Here is a 25,106-nt window from a genome sequence, read left to right as displayed (position 1 = left end):
CGTATCAATCGGTCGTTTCAAAATTTCTACCCGATCTGTCATTAAGCAATTAAATTTTAAATTTATAGCTTTTCTTGAGTCTTTTCTTTCATTAAGCCGGTTGTGTGGATTTTAGTGCTGCTTTCTGGCTTGTTTTTGACGATTGCCACGCAAGTTTTGTTCAGCATTGTCATCAAGGTGTTGCTATGCTGAATGCCAGTGCCATTTTATGCATTTGGTTTTCAAATAGCTTGGTTATTGCAATGAAAGCCTTGCCATAGCTGGCCCCTCTTTCTGGAGACCCGCCATGATGAAACCTGCCCGTCGCCCCACCACCGTGCCTTCGCCTGTACGGTCTTCTTTGCTGGTTCTGGAGCCGCGCATCATGTTTGATGCTGCGGGAGGCGCAGAGCTGCTGGACGCGCTGCTGACGCAGCATGTAGCCGAACAAGCCGCAGAGGCTGACCACGTAACTACCCTGTTAGCCGGGGCGGGCGGGGAGAACGAGTTGGCCGCAGCGCCGGTACAGGTGGTGTTTGTGGCGCCAGGTCTGGGCGAGCTGGGTGGTTTTGCGGCGGGTAGCGAGGTGGTTCGCTTGCAAGCCGGTAGCGACCCGCTGCAGCAAATGGCCACGTATCTGCAAAATCGGCAGGGTGTCGCGGCCATTCATATCTTGTCTCACGGCCAAGCAGGCCAGCTGATGCTGGGCGACGTGACACTGACTGCGGCCAACCTGTCGCAGTATCAGGCGCAGCTGTCTACCCTGGGGCAAAGCTTGTCGCCTGGCGGCGATATTCTGCTGTACGGCTGCAGCATTGGCGCCGGCGCTGATGGCCAGGCCTTGATCCAGCGCCTGGCCAGCTTTACCGGTGCCGATATCGCGGCTTCAAACGATGCCACCGGCGCGGCGTCACTGGGGGGGGACTGGGTGCTGGAAAGCAAGCAGGGCGAAGTGAATACCGATGCGCTGGCGCTGGCTTACGATGCGCTGTTAGCCCGGCCAGTAACAGGTACGACCGATTTCATCACCTCAAATGGCAATAGTTATAACCCGTCAGGTAATGTTATTAATACTGGCAACCTGCAGGGCTGGGATTTTACTCTGCAATTGGCTTCCTCCAGTAATGGTAATCAAGTAGTTATCGTGGGTGATCCTGGTACGGTTAACAAGATACTGGTGAATGGCTATAGCGACGGCACTCTGCTTATTTCATACATGGCGGTGAAATCTAATGATAATAGCCGCTTTACCTTGGGTAGCATCGCAGTAGCGCTGTCTGGTCATAGTGGTTCGGGCAGTGGTGGTAACGTGCAATTGGTAGGGTATGTTGGTGCTACAGCAGTAAACGGTGCAATTCTGACCCAGTATGTGACAGATACACTCGTCGATAACAGCAGCGTTGTTACGTTTGATGTAACGGCTAATTCGGCCTTTCGCGGTATTGATTCATTCCGCGTCATGGCTGATGGTGGTTATACTATTAACTACATGATTAGTATTGGCCAGATCAATGCTAATTTTAATGCACCAACCTTGACCAGCTCGGGCGGTGCCAGCGCATTTAGTGCCGGTTCCGGTGCAGCGGTGGTAGTGGATAGCGGTATCACGCTTACTGACTCGGACAGTGGTACCCAGGCCAGTGCCACGGTGTCCATTACCGGCAACTTCCAGAGCGCCGAGGATGTACTGGCGTTCAGTAATACCAATAGCACGACCTACGGCAATATTGCCGCCAGCTATAACAGTGGCACCGGGGTGCTCACCCTTACCTCCAGTGGCGGCAGCGCGACGCTGGCGCAATGGCAGGCGGCGCTACGGGCGGTAACGTATCAGGACAGCGCCCTGAGCCCCAATACCGGCGGCCGTACCATCAGCTTTGCGATTAATGATGGTACTAACAGCAGCGCCGTGGTGACAAAAACCGTCACGCTTACGGCCAATGCCGCGCCTGTGCTGAGCAACCTGGCCGGGGATAGCACGACCTTTACCGAAAAGGGCAGTGCAGTGCTGCTGGATACCGGTAGCGCGGTCAGCATAAGCGATGGTGATACCAGTAATTTCAACGGCGGCAGCCTGACGGTCAGCATCACGGCTAATGGCCAGAGCGGGCAGGATGTGCTGGGTATCAGTACCGGGGGGACGGTGTCGCTCAGCAGTGGTACCAGCGTGGGCAGTACGGTATCGGTAGGAGGTGTTGCCGTGGGCGTGATTGCGGCCAACGGTGACGGTAGCGGTGGCCATAATCTTATCGTCACGCTCAATAGCAACGCCACGGCAGCACGCATGTCCACGCTGGTGGCGGCACTGACTTACCAGAACAGCAGCACCACCGACCCGGTTACGGCAACGCGAACCATCAATATCAGCCTGAACGACGGCCGTGGGGGGACGGGTTCCAGTAATGTCAGCGTGGCACTGGCTGCGGTGAATGATGCGCCCACAGGCACCGCCACTGGCAGCACCCCTACCTTGAGTGCTGGCGGGGCTGCCGTATCGCTGTTTGCTAGTGCCAGTTTTTCCACGGTTGAATCATCGCAGAGTATCAGCCAGCTGGTTTTCACTGTAACGGGCCTGGCAGATGGCAGCAGTGAAATTCTGGCTATTGATGGCAGCAATGTGGCACTGACCCATGGTAACAGTGTGACCACTGTCGGTAACGGGGTGAGCGTTAGCGTATCGGTGTCGGGTAGTACCGCGACAGTCACGCTGGTGAGCGGGGCGGGTTTGTCTACCAGCACAATCGCCGGCATCGTCAACGGCATGACCTACCGCGACAGTAGTGCCAGCCCCACGGCGGGTAACCGCGTTATCACCCTGGGCAGCATCAAGGACAATGGCGGCACGGCCAATGGCGGGGCAGACACAAGTATCGTGTCGCTGGCTGCTACCGTGAATGTGCTCGCGGCCGGGCCGTCGATTGGCCTGAGCGGTGGTAGCGCGGCATTTGTTTCGGGTGACAATACCAGCTCCACACCAATTGCTGTCGATAGCGCCATCACGGTGGCCGACCCCGCCAGCCCGACGATCGCCAGTGGTACCGTCGCCATCACCGGTAACTTCCAGAGTGGCCAGGATGTCTTGGCGTATACCAATAATGGCAGCACCATGGGCAATATCACGGGTAGCTACAACGCGGCGACCGGTGTACTGACCCTGACATCGAGTGGTGCTACCGCTACCCTGGCGCAGTGGCAGGCCGCTTTGCGGGCGGTAACCTATACCAGCACCGCGATTTCCCCCAATACAGCCACGCGCACCATCAGCCTGCAAATCAATGACGGCAGTAATAGCAGTACGGTGGTTACTCGCAGCATCTCGGTAACTGCCACGGCACAGACGCCGATACTCACCGCCTCGGCTGGCAGTGCGGCCTTTACAGCTGCTGACAATGCAGCCTCTACGCCAGTGGTGGTCGATAGTGGCCTGACGGTAGCCGACCTGGACAGTAGTGCTTTCAGCAGTGCGCAAGTCAGTATCAGCGGGAACTTCCAGAGTGCGCAGGATAGTTTGGCCTTCAGTAATACCAGTGCGTCGGCCTTTGGCAACATCAGCGCCAGTTATAACGCTGCTACAGGTGTACTGACGCTGAGCTCCAGTGGTGCTACCGCTACGCTGGCGCAGTGGCGTGCAGCCTTGCAGGCCGTGACTTATGGCAATAGTGCCGTCACCCCCAATACGGCTACGCGTACCATCAGCTTTACCCTAAACGACGGTAGCAAAACCAGTGCGGCAGTGACCCGCACTGTAACGGTAGCCGCCACCGACCAGACCCCCGTTGTTACTGCCAGTGGTGGCAGTGCCGCGTTTGTGTCTGGCGATAATACGGCCTCCACAGCGGTAGCCATCGATGCTGGGCTGGTGTTGAGTGACCTGGATTCCACCACGCTATCTACGGCCAGGGTAAGCATTGCGGCCAACTTCCAGAGTGCCGAAGATGTCCTGGCATTCAGTAATACCAATGCCACTACGTATGGCAATATCGCGGCAAGTTATAACAGTGCCACAGGTGTGCTAACGCTTACCTCTAGCGGGGCGACGGCTACTCTGGCGCAGTGGCAGGCAGCATTGCGCGCAGTCACGTATACCGATACCGCCATTACGCCGGTAACAGCCAGCCGCACCGTCAGCGTGGTGGTGAGTGACGGTAGCAAAGACAGCGCCCAGGTGACGCGAACCATCACGCTTACCGCAATAGCGCAAACACCTGTCGTGACCGGGTCTGGTGGCAGTGCCAGCTTCGTCTTGGGGGGGGGCGCAATTGTGGTGGATAGTGGCGTGACCTTATCCGACCGCGATAGTGCTACATTGGCCAGCGCAACCGTTTCGGTAAGCGGCAGCTTTCAGGCCGGCGAGGATGTACTGGCCTTTTCGAACACCAATAGCAGCACTTTTGGCAATATCAGCGCCAGCTACAATGCTGGCACCGGTGTGCTCACGCTGACCTCTGCCGGTGCTAGCGCAACCCTGGCGCAATGGCAGGCTGCTTTGCGTGCCGTCAGTTATACCGACACAGCCATTACCCCCAATACGACCAATCGCACCATCAGCTTTAGCGTCAACGATGGTGCTGTCAGCAGTAGTATTGCTACGCGCTCCGTCACCATGCAGCTGCCTACGCCTACCATTGCGGGTTTGACGACAGCTACCGATACGGGATCTAGCAATAGCGATGGCCAGACCAGCAACGCTACGCCAACGGTAACCGGCAGTGCGCAAGCAGGCAGTACTGTCACCGTTTATATCGATGGCAACGCCGCAGGTACGACAACTGCCAGCGGGCTGGGGGCGTGGAGCTTCAATATCCCTTCAGCGCTAGCCAGCGGTAGCCACGCCATTACGGTGCGGGCAGCCGTTGGCAGTGTCAACAGCGCCCAATCCAGCGCCTACAGCGTCACCATCGACACCACCGCGCCGACCGCCCCGGCCATCAGCGGCCTGAGTGCCGGTAGCGACAGCGGCAGCAGCGCCAGTGACGGCATCACCAACCAGACCACCCCTACCGTGCAAGGCAGCGCCGAGGCCGGTAGCACGGTGACTATCTACGTGGATGGCAACGCCGTTGGCACCGCCACGGCCAACGGTAGCGGGGCGTGGAGCTACACGCTGCCTAGCGCACTGGGTAGCGGCAGCCACAGCCTGCGTGCCACCAGCACCGACAGCAGCGGCAACGTCAGCGCCCAATCCAGCGCCTACAGCGTCACCATCGACACCACCGCGCCGAGCGCACCGGCCATCAGCGGCCTGAGTGCCGGTAGCGACAGCGGCAGTAGCGCCAGCGACGGCATCACCAACCAGACCACCCCCACCGTGCAAGGCAGCGCCGAAGCGGGTAGCACCGTCACGATCTACGTGGATGGCAACGCCGTCGGTACCGCCACGGCCAACGGTAGCGGGGCGTGGAGCTACACGCTGCCTACCGCACTGGGTAGCGGCAGCCACAGCCTGCGCGCCACCAGCACCGACAGCAGCGGCAACGTCAGCGCCCAATCCAGCGCCTACAGCGTCACCATCGACACCACCGCGCCGAGCGCACCGGCCATCAGCGGCCTGAGTGCCGGTAGCGACAGCGGCAGTAGCGCCAGTGACGGCATCACCAACCAGACCACCCCCACTGTGCAAGGCAGCGCCGAGGCCGGTAGCACGGTGACTATCTACGTGGATGGCAACGCCGTCGGTACCGCCACGGCCAACGGTAGCGGGGCGTGGAGCTACACGCTGCCTACCGCACTGGGTAGCGGCAGCCACAGCCTGCGCGCCACCAGCACCGACAGCAGCGGCAACGTCAGCGCCCAATCCAGCGCCTACAGCGTCACCATCGACACCACTGCGCCGAGCGCACCGGCCATCAGCGGCCTGAGTGCCGGTAGCGACAGCGGCAGTAGCGCCAGCGACGGCATCACCAACCAGACCACCCCCACCGTGCAAGGCAGCGCCGAGGCCGGTAGCACGGTGACTATCTACGTGGATGGCAACGCCGTCGGTACCGCCACGGCCAACGGTAGCGGGGCGTGGAGCTACACGCTGCCTACCGCACTGGGTAGCGGCAGCCACAGCCTGCGCGCCACCAGCACCGACAGCAGCGGCAACGTCAGCGCCCAATCCAGCGCCTACAGCGTCACCATCGACACCACCGCGCCGAGCGCACCGGCCATCAGCGGCCTGAGTGCCGGTAGCGACAGCGGCAGTAGCGCCAGCGACGGCATCACCAACCAGACCACCCCCACCGTGCAAGGCAGCGCCGAAGCGGGTAGCACCGTCACGATCTACGTGGATGGCAATGCCGTCGGTACCGCCACGGCCAACGGTAGCGGGGCCTGGAGCTACACGCTGCCTACGGCGCTGAGTAGCGGCAGCCACAGCCTGCGCGCCACCAGCACCGACAGCAGCGGCAACGTCAGCGCCCAATCCAGCGCCTACAGCGTCACCATCGACACCACCGCGCCGAGCGCACCGGCCATCAGCGGCCTGAGTGCCGGTAGCGACAGCGGCAGTAGCGCCAGCGACGGCATCACCAACCAGACCACCCCCACCGTGCAAGGCAGCGCCGAAGCGGGTAGCACCGTCACGATCTACGTGGATGGCAACGCCGTCGGTACCGCCACGGCCAACGGTAGCGGGGCGTGGAGCTACACGCTGCCTACCGCACTGGGTAGCGGCAGCCACAGCCTGCGCGCCACCAGCACCGACAGCAGCGGCAACGTCAGCGCCCAATCCAGCGCCTACAGCGTCACCATCGACACCACCGCGCCGAGCGCACCGGCCATCAGCGGCCTGAGTGCCGGTAGCGACAGCGGCAGTAGCGCCAGTGACGGCATCACCAACCAGACCACCCCCACTGTGCAAGGCAGCGCCGAGGCCGGTAGCACGGTGACTATCTACGTGGATGGCAACGCCGTCGGTACCGCCACGGCCAACGGTAGCGGGGCGTGGAGCTACACGCTGCCTACCGCACTGGGTAGCGGCAGCCACAGCCTGCGCGCCACCAGCACCGACAGCAGCGGCAACGTCAGCGCCCAATCCAGCGCCTACAGCGTCACCATCGACACCACTGCGCCGAGCGCACCGGCCATCAGCGGCCTGAGTGCCGGTAGCGACAGCGGCAGTAGCGCCAGCGACGGCATCACCAACCAGACCACCCCCACCGTGCAAGGCAGCGCCGAGGCCGGTAGCACGGTGACTATCTACGTGGATGGCAACGCCGTCGGTACCGCCACGGCCAACGGTAGCGGGGCGTGGAGCTACACGCTGCCTACCGCACTGGGTAGCGGCAGCCACAGCCTGCGCGCCACCAGCACCGACAGCAGCGGCAACGTCAGCGCCCAATCCAGCGCCTACAGCGTCACCATCGACACCACCGCGCCGAGCGCACCGGCCATCAGCGGCCTGAGTGCCGGTAGCGACAGCGGCAGTAGCGCCAGCGACGGCATCACCAACCAGACCACCCCTACCGTGCAAGGCAGCGCCGAGGCCGGTAGCACGGTGACTATCTACGTGGATGGCAACGCCGTTGGCACCGCCACGGCCAACGGTAGCGGGGCGTGGAGCTACACGCTGCCTACCGCACTGGGTAGCGGCAGCCACAGCCTGCGCGCCACCAGCACCGACAGCAGCGGCAACGTCAGCGCCCAATCCAGCGCCTACAGCGTCACCATCGACACCACTGCGCCGAGCGCACCGGCCATCAGCGGCCTGAGTGCCGGTAGCGACAGCGGCAGCAGCGCCAGTGACGGCATCACCAACCAGACCACCCCCACCGTGCAAGGCAGCGCCGAAGCGGGTAGCACCGTCACGATCTACGTGGATGGCAATGCCGTCGGTACCGCCACGGCCAACGGTAGCGGGGCCTGGAGCTACACGCTGCCTACCGCACTGGGTAGCGGCAGCCACAGCCTGCGCGCCACCAGCACCGACAGCAGCGGCAACGTCAGCGCCCAATCCAGCGCCTACAGCGTCACCATCGACACCACTGCGCCGAGCGCCCCGGCCATCAGCGGCCTGAGTGCCGGTAGCGACAGCGGCAGTAGCGCCAGTGACGGCATCACCAACCAGACCACCCCCACCGTGCAAGGTAGTGCCGAGGCCGGTAGCACGGTGACTATCTACGTGGATGGCAACGCCGTCGGCACCGCCACGGCCAACGGTAGCGGGGCGTGGAGCTACACGCTGCCTACCGCACTGGGTAGCGGCAGCCATAGCCTGCGCGCCACCAGCACCGACAGCAGCGGCAACGTCAGCGCCCAATCCAGCGCCTACAGCGTCACCATCGACACCACCGCGCCGACCGCACCGGCCATCAGCGGCCTGAGTGCCGGTAGCGACAGCGGCAGTAGCGCCAGTGACGGCATCACCAACCAGACCACCCCCACCGTGCAAGGCAGCGCCGAGGCCGGTAGCACGGTGACTATCTACGTGGATGGCAACGCCGTCGGTACCGCCACGGCCAACGGTAGCGGGGCGTGGAGCTACACGCTGCCTACCGCACTGGGTAGCGGCAGCCATAGCCTGCGCGCCACCAGCACCGACAGCAGCGGCAACGTCAGCGCCCAATCCAGCGCCTACAGCGTCACCATCGACACCACCGCGCCGAGCGCACCGGCCATCAGCGGCCTGAGTGCCGGTAGCGACAGCGGCAGTAGCGCCAGCGACGGCATCACCAACCAGACCACCCCCACCGTGCAAGGCAGCGCCGAAGCGGGTAGCACCGTCACGATCTACGTGGATGGCAATGCCGTCGGTACCGCTACGGCCAACGGTAGCGGGGCCTGGAGCTACACGCTGCCTACGGCGCTGAGTAGCGGCAGCCACAGCCTGCGCGCCACCAGCACCGACAGCAGCGGCAACGTCAGCGCCCAATCCAGCGCCTACAGCGTCACCATCGACACCACCGCGCCGACCGCAACGGTGGTCTTGCTGGATGCCAACCCGAGCAGCAATAGCGCGTTGCGCTACCAAATCATTTTCGCCGAGGAGGTAGAGGACATTCCTTTATCCGCGTTTAGCCTGGCCGGGGAAGCCAGCGGCGTATTGGCAGGGGTGCAGCGGCTGGATGGCAAAACCTATCTGGTGTCGGTAGCGAATGCTGCAGGTAGCGGTGATTTGTTGCTTCGTATCGATGGCAACAGCGTGCGGGACAAGGCAGGCAATGCGGTAGCCGGAACGGTAAGCGGGCGTTACACCCTGCTACCTGTGGTGGTTGCACCTGACGACTTGCCCCCGGTGGTCAGCAGTGACCCTGCGCCAGTACAGGAAAGCGTGGCCAGTAGCCAGACAGTGGTGCTTGCCAGCGTGAGTGACAGTGATGCTGCTAGCCGGGCCAGTTTGCCGCTTTACGGTAGCGAGGCGCTGGGCCTGCCCCAGACCCTGGTAGCCAGTACCGGTGTGCAGGTGATTGCGGTAGAGGTCAACGAAAGGCAGGCGCAGGCCATAGAAGTGCGTATTGCACAGGTGACGCAGTCGATAGCCCTGCAGCAAAGCTTCAGTTTCACTTTGCCACAGGGTACGTTCAGCGTTCGTAGCGGCAGCAGTCTGTCGCTGGAAGCACGGCAAAGCAACGGCCAGCCGCTGCCGGCATGGGTCCGTTTTGACCCTGTCAGTGGCCAGTTCTCCGGCCAGCTGCCAGCCGGGTTTACCCGGCCGCTGGATATCGTGGTGACGGTTCGCGACAGCCAGGGCAACCAGGGGGTTGCTCGCATCAAGCTGGACCCGGGGGGGAATGGCAATACCGGTGAAGCTCCTGCCCAGCGCAGCGCGACCAGCCCGGTGTCACGCGCGCGGCCTGATGCGGCGCCGGATGGCAAGCCGGCACTGGTCGAACAGCTGGCACAGCAAGGCAGTAAAGGATTTGGCCAGGCAGTCAATGCGCTGTTGCACGCCGCAGCCAAGGTGGTGACTCGTGAAGGGTAATGACATGAAAACACAAGCAAATGCATGCAAAGGAAGCCAGCCCATGAACCAGACTACTCCACGCCCCAAGCGCTTTGTTTTGAGCAGCTTGGCCATTGCCACCCTCATGCTTGCCGGGTGCGCTGTCTTGCCGCAACCGTTGACAGCCAGCGAGCGTGCAGAAGGTGTCAGCACCGACAGGGCAACCCTGTTTGCGGTGCAGGAGCCGGTAAAAGGCGATATCGCCCTGCAAGAGGTCATGGCCCGTGCACTGAAGTACAACCTGGACTATCGCGTCAAACTGATGGAAGAAGCGCTGGCGCAGCGCCAGCTCGACTTGAGTAATCTTGATCTGCTACCCAAGCTGGCGCTGGGGGCAGGGTATAACCAACGCGATAGCGACGCAGCCTCGTCCTCGCAAGATGTGCTTACCGGTAAGCAGTCGCTGGTGCCTTCCATTTCCAGCGAGCGCACCCGCATCAATGCCGATCTGGGCCTGACCTGGAATGTGCTGGATTTCGGGGTCAGTTATTACGGTGCGCAGCAGCAGGCCGACCGCCGCCTGATCATGCAAGAGCGCAAGCGCAAAGTGGCACACCAGCTGTTGCAGCAAGCCAGGCAAGCTTATTGGCAAGCCGTTGGCGCACAACGGCTGGAGCCGAAAATCAGTGCCTTGCTGCTAGAGGCAGAGGCGGCGCTGGCGGATGCGCGCAAGGTCGAGCAGGAAAAGCTGCGCTCTCCGCAGGAGTCGCTTGGCTATCAGCGCCAGCTGCTGGATGTGATCCGCCAGATGACACAGATACGCAATGCCCTGGTACAAGCCAAGCCCAGGCTGGCGGCCATCATGAACCTTTCCCCTGGCCAGCGTTTCAGTGTGGTTGAGCCTGCTTTGCTGGATAAGCCCAAGCTGGGTTTGTCGCTGGAAAAAATGGAGGAAATGGCGCTGGGCAACCGGCCTGAGGTGATGGAGGCCCGCTACAACGAGCGTATCGGTGTACTGGAGACCAAGAAAGCCGTGGCCAAGCTGCTGCCGGGTGTAGAGCTTAGCCTGGGGGCGCATTACGACGATAACAAGTTCCTGGTGAACCAGGGCTGGGGAGATGCCGGCCTGCGTGTGAGCTGGAACCTGCTGAATGTGCTGAACGCCAAAACCATACGCGGCAGCGCCGACGCGCAGCTGCAGTTGGCGCGGGAGCAGCGCATGGCACTGAACATGGCCGTGCTGACCCAGGTACACGTTGCCTGGCTGGATTACCAGGGGCGCGAGCGTCAGTTTGCCCTGGAGCAAGACATGTATGCGGTAGAGCGGCGGCTGCAGGAGTACAGCAATAACGCCGCCTTAAGCAACGCACAAGGCAAGCTGCCCGCCATACTGGCCAGCGCCAATGCCGTATTGTCCGAGCTGCGCTTGTACCAGGGCTATGGTGATTTGCAAAATGCCTACGGCCAGATTGCCGCCACTATCGGGCTGGACCCGTTGCCGGCCGCGGTAAGCAGCCATGACGTGTCGGTGTTGGGCAGCGAGCTGGATAACGTCAGCCGCTATGTAGAACAGACTCTGGCCAGTGGGAGCATCTGATGTGGCAGGCAAACCGGTTTTTCGTGGTGGCTGCGCTAGGCCTGCTATCTCAGGGGGCTATCGCCGCCAGCCCGGCAGCGGCGCCTGCAACCGATGGCCGTATTCGAGCCCAGCTCATGTCCCGCGCGGCGGTCACCATCTCTAGCGAGCTGCCGGCCAAAATCGCGCGCTTGCCGCTGGAGGAGGGGGCGGCTTTCAGTAAAGGCCAAACGCTGGTCGAATTCGACTGCAGTACTTACCGTGCACAGATGAACAAGGCGCAAGCTTCGCTGGATGCGGCACAGCAGCTGGTGAAAGTGAATACCCGCCTGGCCGAGCTCAATTCTATCGGTGCACTGGAGCTGACCCAGGCCCAGGGTAAGGCCAAGGAAAGCGCCGCCGAGCTGAGCTATATGCGCAGTACGGTACAGAAGTGCGTGATTGTGGCGCCTTTCGCCGGCAGGGTGGCCAAGCGTACTGCTGCGCCTTACCAGTACCTGAATACCGGCATGGCAGTGATGGATATTGTGGATAGTGGCCCGCTGGAGCTGCGCATGCTGGTGCCGTCGCGCTGGCTGGCGTGGCTCAAGCCGGGGCAGCGCTTTACCGTGCAAGTGGATGAGCTGGGGCGCAGCTTCCCGGCCAGCATCGTGCGCCTGGGGGCGCGTATCGACCCGGTAAGCCAGTCTATTGCGGCTAGTGGCCGTATCGAAGCCCAGGATGCTGCACTGCTGCCCGGTATGAGTGGCTGGGCAACTTTCGCGGTGCCCAAGTAAATGATGCGGCCAACCTTGTTGTACGGGATGCAGGGCGATGCCCGGGTGGGCGCATGAACCCTTTACCCCCTCCTGTTATCGATACCGCGCGGCCACTGGCTACCTTGCTGCATTTGCTACACCGGGCAAGGGATGCCCAAACCGAGGCCGTCGTCGGTTTTGTCATGGTGAATGAAACCTTGCAGCTGTTGCCATTCCGGCAGGCTGCCTGGTGGCACCCGCACAGCCTGCCTGGGGTGCGTGCACTTTCCGGCTTGGCCGGCGTGGAAAGTACCGCGCCGTACGCGCAATGGCTGGATAGCGTATGCCGCGCACTTCCCGCAGGCGGGGCGTTAATGACGCTGACTGCCGGGCAGCTGCCGCCCGCACTGGGTGCCGACTGGTCCAGCTGGCTCCCACCCCATGCGCTGGTACTGCGTTTACAGATACCGGGTGGCGCCGACGCTGGCGTCTTGCTGCTGGCTCGCGACAGCGAGTGGAGCGAGTATGAGCAAACCCTTGCCGCCGAGCTGGCCCATGGTTATGCGCATGCCTTGCAACACTTTGCTGCCAGGCCAACCTTGCGCCACCGCGTGCTGCAATGGCGCCATATGCCGGTGATGCGGCGGCGGGTATTGCTGGGCCTGCTGCTGCTGGCGTGTCTGCCGGTGCGGCTGAGCGTACTGGCACGTAGCGAGGTCACCCCGCAGGCGGCGTTGCTGATGCGGGCGCCGCTGGCTGGCGTGATAGAGCGCATTGATGTGCAACCCAACCAGCCGGTGAAGGCTGGCGCCGCGCTGTTCAGTCTGGATGCCACCGTGCTGTCTGGCCAGCTGGCCCTGGCAAGCAAGGCGCAAGAGGCTGCAGCGGAGAGCTATCGCCAGCAGGCACAGCTGGCGGTAACCGAAGACAAGGCACGGCTGGATATGGCCAGCGAACAAGCCCGCCTTGAGCAAAAGCGCATCGAGGCCGATTACACCTCCCGCCAGCTGGCGCGCATCCATGTCAAAGCCCCGCGTGACGGGGTAATCGTGTATTCCGATCGTAACGACTGGCTGGGCAAGGCGGTATCGCCAGGCGAGCGCGTGATGCAGCTGGCCGACCCGGCCAAGGTGGAAGTTACCGCCTGGCTACCGGCGACAGAAACCCTGCGAGTGGTGCCCGGCATGTCCCTGCGGCTGTTCCCCAGCGCCAGCCCCACCCAGGCATATGATGCGGTGGTGAGCCGGGTGGCCTACCGGGCCGAGGTGGGCGAAGACGGCATCCTGGCTTACCGCCTTTACGCCCGTCTGCTAGACACCGGTGAGCGCCCGCGCATCGGGCAAGTAGGTACGGCCCGCATTTATGGTAGCTGGGTGCCATTGTCCTACTATGCGCTTCGGCGGCCTCTGGTATGGCTACGTCAATGGGTGGGCTGGTAATGCAGCCACAAGCATGGCCCGCTCTGCGCCAGGATTTGAGCTTGCATGATGCCGCGCCGGCACCGGATGGCAGCCCGGGCTGGGTATTGCACGATGTGGCGGTAAACCGGTTTTATCGCCTGGGCTGGCCGGCATTCGAAATCGTGTCGCGCTGGGCGCTGGCGGACGCCGGGCGCATTCTGGATGCCATCCACCAGGAAACCACGCTGCAGCTGGACACCCGCGATATCGAGGATGTGCTGGCATTCCTGCAGCAGCACCAGCTGTTGCAGGCCGGCAGCGCCGCCGATACGGCCAGGCTGTCCGGGTTGGCCGCACAGCAGCGATTAAAACCGGCCATGTGGTTGCTGAAACACTATCTTTTTTTCCGCATCCCCTTGCTCAGGCCTGCGGCATTGCTGGACAAGCTGGCTCCTGCCTTTGCCTATGTGTTTCACCCGGCGTTCTGGCAGGGTGTGCTACTGGCGCTGGTGCTGGGCTTGTTTCTGGTTTCGCAGCGCTGGGATGCTTTCCTGAATACCTTTGCCAGCTATCAGGGGCTGGCAGGGTTGCTGGGTATCGGCGTATCGCTGTCGTTTGCCAAAGTCCTGCACGAGTTTGGCCACGCCCTGACAGCACACCGCTACGGTTGCCGCGTGCCTGCCATGGGGGTGGCGTTTCTGGTGATGTTTCCTGTGCTTTACACCGATACCAACGAGTCCTGGAAGCTGCCATCGCGTCGCCAGCGCCTGCATATCGGTGCGGCGGGCATGCTGGCCGAGCTGGTGCTGGCCGTGCTGGCCACCCTGTGCTGGAGCCTGTTACCGGATGGCCCGTTGCGTGCCGGTGCTTTTATGCTGGCTACCACCACCTGGGTAGCCACGCTGGCGATTAATGCCAGCCCCTTCATGCGCTTTGACGGCTATTTCTTGCTGTCAGACTGGCTAGACATGCCCAATTTGCACGCCCGCGCCTTTGCCTTTGGTCGCTACTGGCTACGTCGGCAGCTGCTAGGGCTGGATGATCTGCCTCCCGAACCATTGTCACCGGGCAGGCAGCAGCTGCTGACTCTGTTTGCCTTTGCCACATGGCTTTACCGCCTGGTGCTGTTTCTGGGTATCGCCCTGCTGGTTTACCACTACTTTTTCAAGGCGCTGGGTCTGGTGCTGTTTGTGGTGGAGCTGGGCTGGTTTATTGCCTATCCGCTCTGGAGCGAGCTTGCTGTATGGTGGCAGCGCCGTCGCGAGCTACGCTGGCAGAAAGCCACTTATCGCAGTGCCGCTGTGCTGGTTTTGCTATTGGTCGGCCTGGTTTTCCCCTGGCGTGCCGAGCTTTCCGCCCCCGCAGTAATGGGCGCGGCGCGCGTGAGTGAGCTGTATGCCCCAGCCGAAAGCAGCGCAGAAGTAGCACATGTAGCCGTACGCGATGGCCAGCAGGTTCGGCCTGGCCAGCTATTGCTGGGCTTGCAGTCTAGCGAGCTGCAACAGCAGCTGCGCCAGGCGCAAGCAGATGCTGAAGCGCTGCGCTGGCGTGTGGCGCAGCAGCCATTTGCCGACCAGCTCATGGCGGAAGGGGCCGCCCTGAGCAAGGCATGGCAGCTGGCGCAAACCAAGGAAGAGCAGCTGCAACGCCAGGCGAGCAGGCTGCAAGTGCTGGCGCCACACGCAGGGGTAGTGCGTGACATGAGCGATGCGCTGCAGGCCGGCACATTTATCCCGCCAGGCGAGCGCCTGCTGGCTATCGTTGGTGCCGGCCCGCTGCAAGGTGATGCGTTTGTGAATGATGAAGACCGTAGCCGTGTGCAGGTAGATGGCCGGGCAGTTTTTATCAGCGATAGTGCCGAAACCAGCCGCGTAGCGTGCCGGATCGGCAGCATAGATCAGCTGCCGGTGCCTGCGCTGGACAAACCGGTGCTGGCTTCCCTGCACGGCGGTGCCATTGCCAGCCACTGGCACCACGACAGCCTGCAGCCGCTTACCGCCCAGTTCCGTATCCGGTTGGTACAGTGCCAGGGCCCGCAAACATGGCCACAGGAGCAAAGCGGGCAGGTGTGGCTGCAGGGCCAGCGCCAAAGCCTGGTACAGCGCTGGTGGCATGGCGCCATGGCAGTATTGCAGCGCGAAGCCGGGCTATAGCCGATAGCCCGTCCAGCCGGACGCCTGCTTGCACCGTTGTGCTTGGCTAGCGGCAGCGGCTTGTGGCTGGCCAGCCCGATTGCGCAATGCCATAGCGGAAGAAAGACAAACGCCTGGTCGGCAGGCCGGGGCTTGGGCTGCTGGCAGCGTATCTTTCAAGGTATTAGCCAGGCCAGCAGCACAGGCCCGCTTTGCTTTTTCCCCCGGTATTGGCGGCCTTTTGGCACACAGCTTCTGTTATCCATTATGTACCCCGGCCTACTGGCCGGGTTTTTTCATGCGCCCTGGCGCCGAGTGCGGTAGTGGTGGGTGTGCGTTACGGTACTTGCCCAGCTGCTGGGCAAGTGGCTCGACTGCCCGCTTATTTGTAACTGAAAGTGCTATTGAGGCTATTTCATTTAATGAATATGCATGAAATGAACGGTCATTGATTTGCCTGCTCGCCAAAACGGTAAGCACATGATGAGATGGCGGCGGGCTCATCAATACGTGTAATGGAGGGGGAGGCATGTTCAGCAACGAGCAGATGCTGCTGCTGGTGCTATTCGGGGCGCTGCTGCATTGCTGGCTTGGCGGTATGCTGCGCTACGTCTGGCGCCATCGCCAGACGGCACCGGGGTTTCAGTTCTGGGCATGGAGCGAAGGCTTGCTCGGCCTGGCCTATCTGGTGATGCTGGTATTTTTCCTGCTGCCCTACGATGCCATTCTGCTGGCCAGCACACTACTGCTCACGCTTAGCCCGCTGGCTTACGAGCACGGCTTGCGCCGCTTTTTTGACGATGCCCGCCTGCTGCCGGCCTGGGGGGGTTACGCCATTGCCAGCCTGGGTTTGCTGGTACAGCTTGCCGCGATAGGGTGGGTGGACGATGTAGCTTTGCGCCGTGCCACCGTCAACGGTAGCTCCTTGCTGCAGCTGCTATGGCTATGGCCACAAGTATGGCTGGCCAGACGGTCGCGCCCGTATGCCCACCCCTTGCGGGCCTTGCTGTGGGGCCTGGCGCTGTTGGCCGCGCTGCAAGGCTGGCGCGTGTACGACGACATCCGCCAATCGCTGTCCGGCCAGGTGGAAGCGCACGATACGCTGGTGGGGCTGGTGGTGTTGCTGTCCTTGATGGTGTCCATCATGCGCAGCCTCACCGACCTGATTCTGGTACACGCCCGTCTAGAAACGGCGTTGCTCGCCACGCAGGCCACCCTGGCGCAACGCGCCAATACCGACAGCCTGTCTGGCCTGGCCAGCCGCCACGCCTTTGAACACACGCTGAAACAACTGCCCGAAAGCCAGCCGCCACAACATATGTTGCTGCTGATCGATATCGACCACTTCAAGCACATCAACGACAGCCAGGGCCACCACGCTGGCGATCGCACACTGGCCTTGCTGGGCGGCCTGCTGCAAGCGCAGTTGGCCGCAGGCGAGCTGGCCGGCCGCCTGGGCGGGGACGAGCTGGCCGTACTGCTACACGGCAACCCGCAGCGTGCGGCCAACTTCATCCGCCAGCTGCAGCAAACCATAGCCGGGCAGGGCGGCGACTTCACCCTCAGCATCGGCATCAGCCCCTTGCACGGGGGTAGTGACTACCTGCGCGCCTACCAGCACGCCGACCAGGCGCTGTACGCCGCCAAACACGCTGGCCGCAACCGTGCGTACCAGCACGATGGCCAGCTGACGCTGCCGATGCTGCAGCCGGCGTAGTACTGCCGCAGCGCCGGGCACCGGCGGGTGATCAACGCAGGGCCGCCCCGCACGGGGCGGGCCAGTGGGCCACCGGCCGCGCAATGCGCCTTGCGGGTGGCGGCTGCGCCGGCCGCTGGCGGTATTGCCAACCCGGAGCCGGCCTGCGGCCAACCTTTGTCAATGCCACAGCACGATCGCTACCACACCGGCCACGCCGGTCAGCAGCGCGATCGCCAGCAATAGCACACTGCGCCACAGCACCCCCCGCGCCAGCGCCGGGTGCTCGCTTACCGCCGCCAGCGCCAACAACACAAAGCTCGCCGCCCACAGGTAATACGCACCGTGCAGCCGCAGGCTGGGCAGCAGCGCCACCAGCGGCCGGATCAGCATCACGTTATGCACCGCCACCGCCAGCAACAGCAGCAGCGCGCCCAGGCCGGTAGTTGGCCGCAGTGGCTGCCGCTGGTGGCGCAACTCGGCCAGCATCAGCCCGTTACTGAGCACCCCCAGCCATAGCCAGGGGGAGCTCAGCAAGGTAAGCGGCAGCCACACCGCCAGCAGCAGCGTGCCGCTAGCCAGTAGCTGGATACCCAGCAGCGTATCGCCGTGTGGCGAGATAGCCGCCGGCCACAGCAGGCTGGCCAGCCACAGGGCCAGCGCGGCCAGACGAAGCGCTTGCGTCATCGGTATGCACCATCAAAGGAACGCCGACAGCATACGCGATGGCGCTGCGGTTGGCAGGTGGTTGGCGGGATGGCTGGGTGTGCAGGTTATGGCGGAATAAGGTTGGCCGCATGGGCTGCATCGGGTATCTGGACGAGTGGCGGAGAATGATCCGCTGGTGGGCCGATTTTGTTAGGTGCGGATTAGTTAGTGGCTCTGGCAGTAGTTAGGCCAAAGCTGCCTTTCGAAGGATGGGTGGAAAACGACTGGTTTACACAGAATTACGGACAGGCTCGAGCGCGCAGCCAGTAGCCCGGATAAGCTAACGGCGCATTCGGGGTTGATTGTCTTGGTGCTGTCACTTGGTCATCTGACAGAATGCGGCCAACCTTGGGTATCTGGTTCTTCCCCGGATGCGGCTGCGCCTTATCCGGGCTACTTGCTGGTGGATGGCGAACAAGGACGTGCATCGCCTAGCCGCATGGAGTTGTTTAATTGACAATGTAGACACCTTCCCCTCTTGTGACTAAACCAACAAAGCCAAAAAGTCCAAGCCACCACAGCCAGCCAAGAGGCAACCAGCCCAGAGCGTTGAGGATGCCAAAGGCTCCGATGTGCGCAGCAGCCAAGGCGACGCCCGAGAGGGGAGGTAGTGCGAAACACGGTTCATGGCGATGGAGCTAAACGCCTAACGTGGAGCGGCTTTGTTGCACAAATCAGCCGTAGGTCGAACTACCCCAATCCCCAGACGGATTTATCCCATACGGACCGTTTGCGGCGTGCCCAGTGCTGTGAAGCGATTCAGAATCGCTGCACAGATTTGAAGCTCCGCTACTTGCCGGTCAAAGTCCCGTGACTTAACCCGATCTGCCAGCAATTTGAAACAGTGCATCTTCGTTTCGACCAAGCTGCGGCGATGGTAGCCACTCCACTTTTTCCAGAGCGCGCGCCCCAGATACTTCACCGCTCGTAGCGACTCATTGCGAGCCTGATTGCCCCGTAAATTCCCTTTCCAGAATTGGCCATTTCGACGTGGGGGAATGATGGCTGCCGCCCCACGCTCTGCAATCGCTGCGTAACATAGGCGTGTGTCGTACGCCCCATCCGTGGTGACGGTTACCAGTCCCTCTCCCGCCGGAATTTGCGATAGCAGCTCTGGCAGCATCGTGGCATCTCCAGTGCGATTGTCGGTCACTTCCATTGCCCGGATTTCCAGCGTTTGCGCATCTATGCCCAGATGCAGCTTGCGCCATTGGCGGCGGTAATCAGCGCCATGCTTTTTCACCTTCCACTCGCCTTCACCCATCATCTTGATGCCGGTGCTATCCACCAAGAGATGCAGACAACCTTGCTTTTTCTGTACCGGGATGCGGACTTGCAGGTCTTTCTGGCGGCGGGAAAGCGTGCTGAAGTCGGGGACGGCCCAGTCAAGGCCAGCCAGGCGCAACATACTTTCGACCATACCTGTGGCTTGCCGTAGCGCCAGGCCAAAGAGGCATTTGATGGTGAGACAGAACTGGATGGCAGCATCAGAAAAAGTTAGCTGCCGTCCCCGCCTGCCGGTAGCCGGTGCCAACCAGTTCATGCCTTTGTCGAGCCAGAGAAGGAGCTGCCCTCGTTGCTTGAGGGACTGGTTGTATGACTGCCAGTTGATGGTTTGGTACTTGGGAGGAAGGGGCTTGCTCATGCGGTCATTCTACCGGACGGACGCAAGCACTGATTTGTGCAACAAAGCCCATCCACTCTCTAGATGATCTCGGTAAGACTGCAAATAACGTTTAAGGCGGCCTACGCCCGGAAACCGAAAGCGTAAGAAACTACCACTTCCGGCCGTTCGCAGTCCGCTAGCGCATCGGCTAATGGGCAGCCCGCCTCGGCCCCACACATCCAAGAAACCAACACCGGGGATGAAGTCTGAAGCCCTTACCGTGAAAGGCTTTTGCATCCACGTTTTTGATCTGCATGCGGTGCTATCAATAACGCTAAAGCATATTCCAGTTTCGTTATATTGCCATAAACAGTTTTTTATTGTCATGAGCCTAACGTGGAATGCGCAACATATCGACATGGTTGTGCTGCAGAGAAGGCACAGCTGGCAGGCGCGTGCAGGGGTGCTAGCGGTATCGCCGGTAAGGTTGGCCGCAGTGGCCGACAGTAACAAAAATGCCCGTGTAGGGCAGGCTGGTGGCGTAGGGGGTAGAACGCTACTGCATGGCTGCCCGCTCTTAGGCTGCATTAGGGCGGCTTGCCGCAGCAGAATCCGGGCACGAAAAACCCCGCGTCGCACGGGGCGAGGCGGGGTTGGGTGCTGGCCTTGGCAGGTAAGGCTTAGGCTTCGTGGCGCATTTGCGGGAACAGGATCACGTCGCGGATGGACGGGGCGTCGGTTAGCAGCATCACCAGGCGGTCGATGCCGATGCCGCAGCCGCCGGTTGGTGGCAGGCCGTATTCCATGGCGCGGATGTAGTCGGCGTCAAAGTGCATGGCTTCGTCGTCGCCGGCGTCTTTCTGTGCTACCTGGGACAGGAAGCGGTTAGCCTGGTCTTCCGGGTCGTTCAACTCGGAGTAGCCGTTGGCGTGTTCGCGGCCCACGATGAACAGCTCGAAGCGCTCGGTGATGTTGGCGTCGGCGTCGGAGCCGCGTGCCAGCGGGGACACTTCCACCGGGTAGTCGATGATGAACGTCGGGTTCCACAGCAGGCTTTCCGCACATTCTTCAAACAGCGCCAGTTGCAGGCTACCCAGGCCAGGTGCCGGTGGCAGCTTGCCGCCCAGGCGCTTGATCTCGGCGGCAACCCATTCGGCGTCGGCCAGCTGTTCGTTGGTGTATTGCGGGTTGTAGTGCTGGATGGCGCCCACGATGGTGAAGCGGTCAAACGGCTTGCCCAGGTCGACTTCTTTGCCACCGTAGGTGACGGTGGTGCTGCCGGTGGCGGTGATGGCGCATTGGCGGATGATGTTTTCGGTCATCTCCATCATGCGCTGGTAGTCGCTGTAGGCTTCGTAGAATTCGATCATGGTGAACTCGGGGTTGTGGCGTGTGCTCATCCCCTCGTTACGGAAGTTGCGGTTGATCTCGAACACGCGCTCCAGGCCACCTACCACCAGGCGTTTCAGGTACAGCTCCGGGGCGATGCGCAGGTACAGCGGCATGTCCAGGGCGTTGTGGTGGGTGACAAACGGCTTGGCTGCGGCGCCGCCCGGGATGGGGTGCATCATCGGGGTTTCTACTTCCAGGTAGCCTTGGCCTACCATCACGTCGCGCACGGTTTGTACGATCTTGGAGCGCTTGATGAAGGTGCTGCGGCTCTCTTCGCTCATGATCAGGTCAACGTAGCGCTGGCGGTATTTCTGTTCCTGGTCGGTCATGCCGTGGAACTTGTCCGGCAGCGGGCGCAGCGATTTGGACAGCAGGCGCAGCTCGGATACGTTTACCGACAGCTCGCCTTTGTTGGTTTTGAATAGGGTGCCTTTGGCGGACAGGATATCGCCCATGTCCCAGTGTTTGAAGGCGGCGTGGATGTCGGCGCCTACGCCCTGGTCGTTGATGTACAGCTGAATCTGGCCGGCCACGTCTTGCAGGGTGGCGAAGCTGGCTTTGCCCATTACGCGCTTGAGCATCATGCGGCCGGCAACGGCTACCTGGATGTTCAGCGGCTCGAGCTCTTCTTTGCTCTTGTCGTTGTAGGCAGCGTGCAGGTCGCCGCTGAGGTGTTCGCGCTTGAAGTCGTTGGGGAAGGCCACACCGGCTTCGCGGATGGCTTTCAGTTTTTCACGGCGCTCGGCCATGATGTGGTTTTCGTCGTGCTGCTGCAGGCTGGATTCTTGTTCCGACATGGGGGATCTCCGTTAATGTAAAAGGTTGGCCGCTGTCCTGCGGCCAACCTTGGGTATGGCTTACACGCCTTGTTTCAGGCTGGCTTCGATAAAGCCGTCGAGGTCGCCGTCCATGACGGCTTTGATGTTGCCTACCTCGTAGCTGGTGCGCAGATCCTTGATGCGCGACTGGTCGAATACGTAGGAGCGGATCTGGTGACCCCAACCTACGTCGGTCTTGCTGTCTTCCAGCGATTGCTTGGCTTCGTTACGCAGTTTCAGTTCGCGCTCGTACAGCTTGGCGCGCAGCATCTGCCAGGCTTCGTCACGGTTGCGGTGCTGCGAACGGTCGTTCTGGCACTGCACCACAATGCCGGTAGGGGCGTGGGTCAGGCGTACGGCGGAGTCGGTTTTGTTGATGTGCTGGCCACCGGCACCGCTGGCGCGGTAGGTGTCGGTACGCACATCGGCCGGGTTGATGGTGATCTCGAAGCTGTCGTCCACTTCCGGGTACACAAACACGGAGCAGAACGAGGTGTGGCGGCGCGCGTTGGAGTCGAACGGCGACACGCGTACCAGGCGGTGTACGCCTACTTCGGTACGCAGCAGGCCGTAGGCGTATTCGCCTTCGATCTTGATGGTGGCGCTGCTGATGCCGGCCACTTCGCCTTCGGATTCTTCCAGGATCTCTACCTTGAAGCCCTTGCGTTCGGCGTAGCGCACGTACATGCGCAGCAGCATGCCTGCCCAGTCTTGCGCTTCGGTGCCGCCGGCGCCGGCCTGGATGTCCAGGAAGCAGTTGTTCGGGTCCATCGGGTCGTGGAACATGCGGCGGAATTCCAGCTTGGCCAGCTTTTCTTCCACGGCGTCCAGGTCGGCTTTTACCGCCAGGATGGTGTCGTCGTCTTCTTCGGCCTTGCCCATTTCAAACAGCTCGCCGCAGTCGGCCAGGGTGTTGGCGATGCCTTCGATCACCAGTACCACGTCTTCCAGCTGCTTGCGTTCACGGCCGAGTTCTTGTGCCTTTTTGGGGTCGTTCCAGATATCGGGGTCTTCGGTGAGGCGGCTTACTTCTTCCAGACGGTCTTTTTTACCGTCGTAGTCAAAGATACCCCCGGATATCGGTGTTGCGGGTAGTCAGATCGTCGATCTGAGCCTGAATTTGATTGAGTACTTCAGCTTCAATCATGGTATTGCGACCTCCAAAAAGAGCAATATAAACAAGATGACAGGGTATTTCAGTAAAGACAAAAAGCGCACCTTGCGGTGCGCTTTGGGCTGAACGGCTAGCTCATTAACCCAGCAGGTGGGCTACGCCGGCGCGCTCTTCTTCCAGTTCGTTCAGGGTAACGTTGATGCAGCTACGGCTGAATTCGTCGATTTCCAGGCCTTGTACGATGGTGTACTGGCCGTTTTCGCAGGTTACCGGGAAGCCGAACATCACGTCTTTCGGGATGCCGTAGGAACCGTCGGACGGGATACCCATGGTAACCCATTTGCCGTTGGTGCCCAGTACCCAGTCGCGGATGTGGTCGATGGCAGCGTTGGCCGCAGAGGCAGCAGACGACAGGCCACGGGCTTCGATAATGGCGGCGCCACGTTTGCCTACGGTCGGCAGGAACACGTCGCGGTTCCATTCGTGGTCGTTGATCATGTCTTTTACCGATTCGCCATTGATGGTGGCGTAGCGGTAGTCAGCGTACATGGTTGGGGAGTGGTTGCCCCATACGGCCAGTTTTTCGATGTCGGCCACGGCTTTGCCGGTTTTGGCAGCCAGTTGCGACAGGGCGCGGTTGTGGTCCAGGCGCAACATGGCGGTGAAGTTGTTCGGGTTCAGGTCCGGAGCCGACTTCATGGCGATGTAAGCGTTGGTGTTGGCCGGGTTGCCTACTACCAGTACTTTCACGTTGCGGTCAGCCACTTTGTTCAGGGCTGCACCTTGTACGGTGAAGATCTCGGCGTTGGCGGTCAGCAGGTCTTTGCGTTCCATGCCTTTGCTGCGTGGGCGTGCGCCTACCAGCAGGGCTACTTGTGCATCCTTGAAAGCCACTTCCGGGTCATCGGTAGCGACCATGCCGGCCAGCAGCGGGAAGGCGCAGTCTTCCAGCTCCATCATCACGCCTTTTACAGCGGTTTGTGCCTGTGGCAGGTCCAGCAGCTGCAGGATGACCGGTTGGTCTTTACCCAGCATTTCGCCACTGGCAATGCGGAACAACAGGCTGTAACCAATCTGACCGGCTGCACCAGTAACGGCAACGCGAACGGGGGCTTTCATCGATGTACTCTCCTTTGGACTTGGCGATGGATGCGTAGCGCATGCTCTTCCTTGCGCATGCTGCTTTGCAATACTGGCTTCGAGTGTAGCACGCCAAGTTCAATTTGTGGGTATCAAGGCAGGTGGTGCGGCGCAGCATGATTTTGGCTTGTCTTGTGTCTTATATAAGACTAACCTTTACGCTTGATTTATTTGATGTTAAAAAGAACACATGCACGCAAAGTCGCTACATCGATTACCGCTTTACCAGCAGGTAAAGCTGCAGGTGCTAGAACGTATTGCCGAGGGGGAGTGGGCCAGTAACGAGCTGCTACCCAGCGAATGGGACCTGGCAGACCAGTTTGCGGTAAGCCAGGGCACGGTACGCAAGGCTTTGACCGAACTGGTCAACGACGGTGTGCTATACCGCCAGCAGGGCAGGGGCACCTTTGTGTCGGCACCGCTGGATGACTGGGCCGGCCTGGCGATGGTGTCGCCAGGTTTGCTGGCTGAAAAGCCGGACCGCCTGCTACGCGAGTTTCTGGGTGTCAGCCGTGTGCACGCGCATGAGGAGTTGGCCGCAGCCATGGGCTTGCGCCGCAGTGCACCTTTGCACCGTATCCGCATGCTGTGGCGCATGCAGGGGCAGGTGGTGGCGCTGGATGATGTGATGCTGCCGGTAGAACGGTTTGATGCCATCGATACGCGCTGGCTGCGCCAGATGCCCGGTGTGTGGTCGCTACTGCAGCAGCACTTTGGCGTGCGCTTACGGGTGCAGGCCGAGCAGTGGCGGGCGATTTTGCCCGGGCGCGAAGAAATGCAGCTGTTGTCCGTGGCGGACGGTGTGCCGCTACTGCAGTATCTGCGGCTGTCTTGCGATATGCAGGGCGTGCCGGTGGAGTGGCGCGAGCGCTGGTGTGTGACAGACAAATTTGGCCTGATACGTCAGGGAAATCCCTGATTATGGGGCTGGTTTTGTGGCTGG

At 61.4% G+C, this 25,106-nt stretch carries 12 protein-coding genes; 7 read left to right on the top strand and 5 right to left on the bottom strand.

The features are described 5' to 3' along the window. Positions 1–286 precede the first annotated feature (286 nt). The 6 genes from LCH97_RS08500 (at position 287) to LCH97_RS08475 (ending at position 17,406) form a co-directional block, all read left to right on the top strand. Positions 287–9,883, top strand: a complete 9,597-nt coding sequence (locus LCH97_RS08500; protein ID WP_227305079.1) for an Ig-like domain-containing protein — start codon at positions 287–289, stop codon at positions 9,881–9,883. A gap of 43 nt (positions 9,884–9,926) precedes the next feature. Continuing rightward, entirely contained in the window at positions 9,927–11,441 is a 1,515-nt protein-coding gene (locus LCH97_RS08495) for a TolC family protein (RefSeq protein ID WP_227305076.1), read from the top strand. After that, positions 11,441–12,196 (top strand): efflux RND transporter periplasmic adaptor subunit, encoded by a 756-nt coding sequence (locus LCH97_RS08490; protein WP_227305072.1) that lies wholly within the window; start codon positions 11,441–11,443, stop codon positions 12,194–12,196. The genes LCH97_RS08495 and LCH97_RS08490 overlap by 1 nt, the downstream gene beginning before the upstream one ends. Positions 12,197–12,249: 53 nt before the next feature. Continuing rightward, a complete protein-coding gene (locus LCH97_RS08485; protein ID WP_227305069.1) occupies positions 12,250–13,596 on the top strand; it encodes an efflux RND transporter periplasmic adaptor subunit in 1,347 nt (448 codons plus the stop codon). A gap of 41 nt (positions 13,597–13,637) precedes the next feature. Beyond that, positions 13,638–15,710 carry a biotin/lipoyl-binding protein gene (locus tag LCH97_RS08480; protein WP_227305066.1) on the top strand — a complete coding sequence of 691 codons (2,073 nt, stop codon included), beginning with the start codon at positions 13,638–13,640 and terminating at the stop codon, positions 15,708–15,710. 508 nt (positions 15,711–16,218) lie between these two features. Then, positions 16,219–17,406, top strand: coding sequence for a diguanylate cyclase (locus LCH97_RS08475; RefSeq protein ID WP_227305062.1), 1,188 nt, complete (start codon positions 16,219–16,221; stop codon positions 17,404–17,406). 159 nt (positions 17,407–17,565) lie between these two features. Here the strand turns inward: LCH97_RS08475 and LCH97_RS08470 are convergent, their stop codons facing one another. The 5 genes from LCH97_RS08470 to LCH97_RS08450 all read right to left on the bottom strand — a co-directional run bounded on the left by LCH97_RS08470 (position 17,566) and on the right by LCH97_RS08450 (position 24,142). Then, positions 17,566–18,072 carry a hypothetical protein gene (locus LCH97_RS08470; protein WP_227305058.1) on the bottom strand — a complete coding sequence of 169 codons (507 nt, stop codon included), beginning with the start codon at positions 18,070–18,072 and terminating at the stop codon, positions 17,566–17,568. A gap of 733 nt (positions 18,073–18,805) precedes the next feature. Next, positions 18,806–19,738: an IS5 family transposase gene (locus LCH97_RS08465; protein ID WP_227301451.1), complete on the bottom strand. Its 933-nt coding sequence runs from the start codon at positions 19,736–19,738 to the stop codon at positions 18,806–18,808. A gap of 641 nt (positions 19,739–20,379) precedes the next feature. Beyond that, positions 20,380–21,888: a lysine--tRNA ligase gene (lysS, locus tag LCH97_RS08460; RefSeq protein WP_227305055.1), complete on the bottom strand. Its 1,509-nt coding sequence runs from the start codon at positions 21,886–21,888 to the stop codon at positions 20,380–20,382. Between the two features lie 60 nt (positions 21,889–21,948). Then, positions 21,949–23,053 (bottom strand): peptide chain release factor 2 gene (prfB, locus tag LCH97_RS08455; protein WP_227305294.1). Its coding sequence is split into 2 segments (ribosomal slippage): positions 21,949–22,971 and positions 22,973–23,053, totalling 1,104 coding nucleotides; the frame shifts between segments, so codons are not numbered across the junction. Positions 23,054–23,161: 108 nt separating this feature from the next. Then, positions 23,162–24,142, bottom strand: a complete 981-nt coding sequence (locus tag LCH97_RS08450; RefSeq protein WP_227305050.1) for a malate dehydrogenase — start codon at positions 24,140–24,142, stop codon at positions 23,162–23,164. A 211-nt stretch (positions 24,143–24,353) separates the two neighbouring features. Between LCH97_RS08450 and LCH97_RS08445 the strand changes: the two genes are divergently transcribed. Further along, positions 24,354–25,082 (top strand): GntR family transcriptional regulator, encoded by a 729-nt coding sequence (locus LCH97_RS08445; protein WP_147684422.1) that lies wholly within the window; start codon positions 24,354–24,356, stop codon positions 25,080–25,082. Positions 25,083–25,106: the final 24 nt, after the last annotated feature.

This window comes from Vogesella sp. XCS3, assembly GCF_020616155.1.
Taxonomy (GTDB): domain Bacteria; phylum Pseudomonadota; class Gammaproteobacteria; order Burkholderiales; family Chromobacteriaceae; genus Vogesella.
This window is presented reverse-complemented; position numbering and strand designations above follow the sequence as displayed.